This is a genomic window from Henriciella sp. (assembly GCF_049649345.1).
Classification (GTDB): domain Bacteria; phylum Pseudomonadota; class Alphaproteobacteria; order Caulobacterales; family Hyphomonadaceae; genus Henriciella.
The window spans coordinates 1-1,628 of record NZ_JBARZC010000533.1; the positions used below are offsets into that span (position 1 = coordinate 1).

2 protein-coding genes are annotated in these 1,628 nt (G+C 60.6%); one reads left to right on the top strand and one right to left on the bottom strand.

Features of this window, described 5'->3' with window-relative positions:
- On the bottom strand, positions 1-559 hold a 559-nt coding region (locus WA989_RS14690; protein WP_424341230.1), incomplete at its 3' end, for an ROK family protein.
- Positions 560-735: 176 nt separating this feature from the next.
- Here WA989_RS14690 and WA989_RS14695 point away from each other — a divergent pair.
- The coding region (locus WA989_RS14695) for an alpha-amylase family glycosyl hydrolase (protein ID WP_424341231.1) at positions 736-1,628 on the top strand (893 nt) is incomplete at its 3' end.

Consider the following 1,628-nt stretch of genomic DNA (forward strand, 5'->3'; position numbering starts at 1 on the left):
CCTGTATGGCCGTGCCAGAAGCCAGTCCTTCAAGACGGTCCTCGTGAAACGGGCAGAAGCAGCGAAACGGATCGGCCTGATAATCCTGTGCGACGGTGATATGGCCCATCTCATAATGGCCCGCGCCGTTGCGGATCTCACCATGCTGGACGATGCCTGCGCCGATCCCCGTGCCAACCGTGACGTAGGCGAGCGTTTTCAGCCGCTGGCCGGCGCCATGCAGATATTCGCCAAGACACGCGCCCGAGACATCCGTTTCGACCCGGATTGGCACATTGAAGGATGACAAGGCCGCCTTGTAGCTTGCGCCGGACCAGCCCTGTTTCGGCGTATTGAGAACGTGACCATAGGTTCGCGATCCCTTGTCGAGATCGAGTGGGCCAAAGGCGGCGATGCCGATTGCCGAGATCGTTTTCTGCGCGCTGAAAAAGGCGCGTACGCGGGCGAAGGTCTCGTCTGGTGTCGTGGTCGGGATCTCGGTGCTGTCGCGGCTATAGGCAGGATGTTCTGCGACGGCACAGATGAATTTCGTGCCTCCTGCCTCGATCCCGCCCAGCATCGCGTCTCACTCCCGTTTGACGACCACCTTATAGGACCAGGCGGGCAGTTCCAGCACTGTATTCGCGCCGCGCCTCGCGCTCACTATAGCCAGACGGGCGCTACTCGATTTCGGTTGCGTCATTCTATACGCTCGACTGCGGCAGTGATCTCAAGGAGCGGGCCGGTGTGCAATTTATGGCGAAAGGGCCGGACGATGATAGCGATCAGGCAATGGACCGGACGGTAGACGCCCCCTGGTGGAAAGGGGCGACGATCTATCAGGTCTATCCGCGCAGCTTCCGCGATACGACCGGTGACGGGATCGGTGATCTGGCCGGGATCATTGATGGTCTCGATCATATCGCTTCGCTTGGCGTGGATGCGGTCTGGCTGTCGCCTTTCTTCACCTCGCCGATGAAGGATTACGGCTATGATGTCGCCGATTATTGCGATGTCGACCCGATGTTCGGCACGCTGGAGGATTTCGACCGGCTGATCGAGAAGGCTCATCGCCTTGGCCTCAGGATCATCATCGACCAGGTCTATTCGCACACATCAGACCAGCATGCCTGGTTCGAGGAGAGCCGGCAGGACAGAACCAATCCCAAAGCCGACTGGTATGTCTGGGCCGATCCGAAGGAAGACGGCAGCCCGCCAAACAACTGGCAGGCCGTGTTCGGTGGGCCGAGCTGGGAGTGGGACGCGCGCCGCCAGCAATATTACATGCACAATTTCCTCGTCTCACAGCCTGATCTGAACCTGCACAACCGGGAGGTTCAGGACGCGCTGATCGCGGCGGCGAAATTCTGGCTCGATCGCGGCGTCGACGGCTTCCGCCTCGATGCCATCAATTTCGCCATGCATGACCCGCGGCTGACTGACAATCCGCCGTCCGGCCTGCCCATGGAGAAGGTCACCCGCCCGTTCGACATGCAGCACCACACCCATTCCATGTCGCAGCCGGAAATCCCGGCCTTCCTGGAACGCGTGCGCAAAGAGCTTGACCGGGCAGGGGAAACGTTCAGCGTGGCCGAGGTGGTCGGTGCTGAAGCGATTGGCGAGATGAAGACCTTCACAGACGGCGAGGC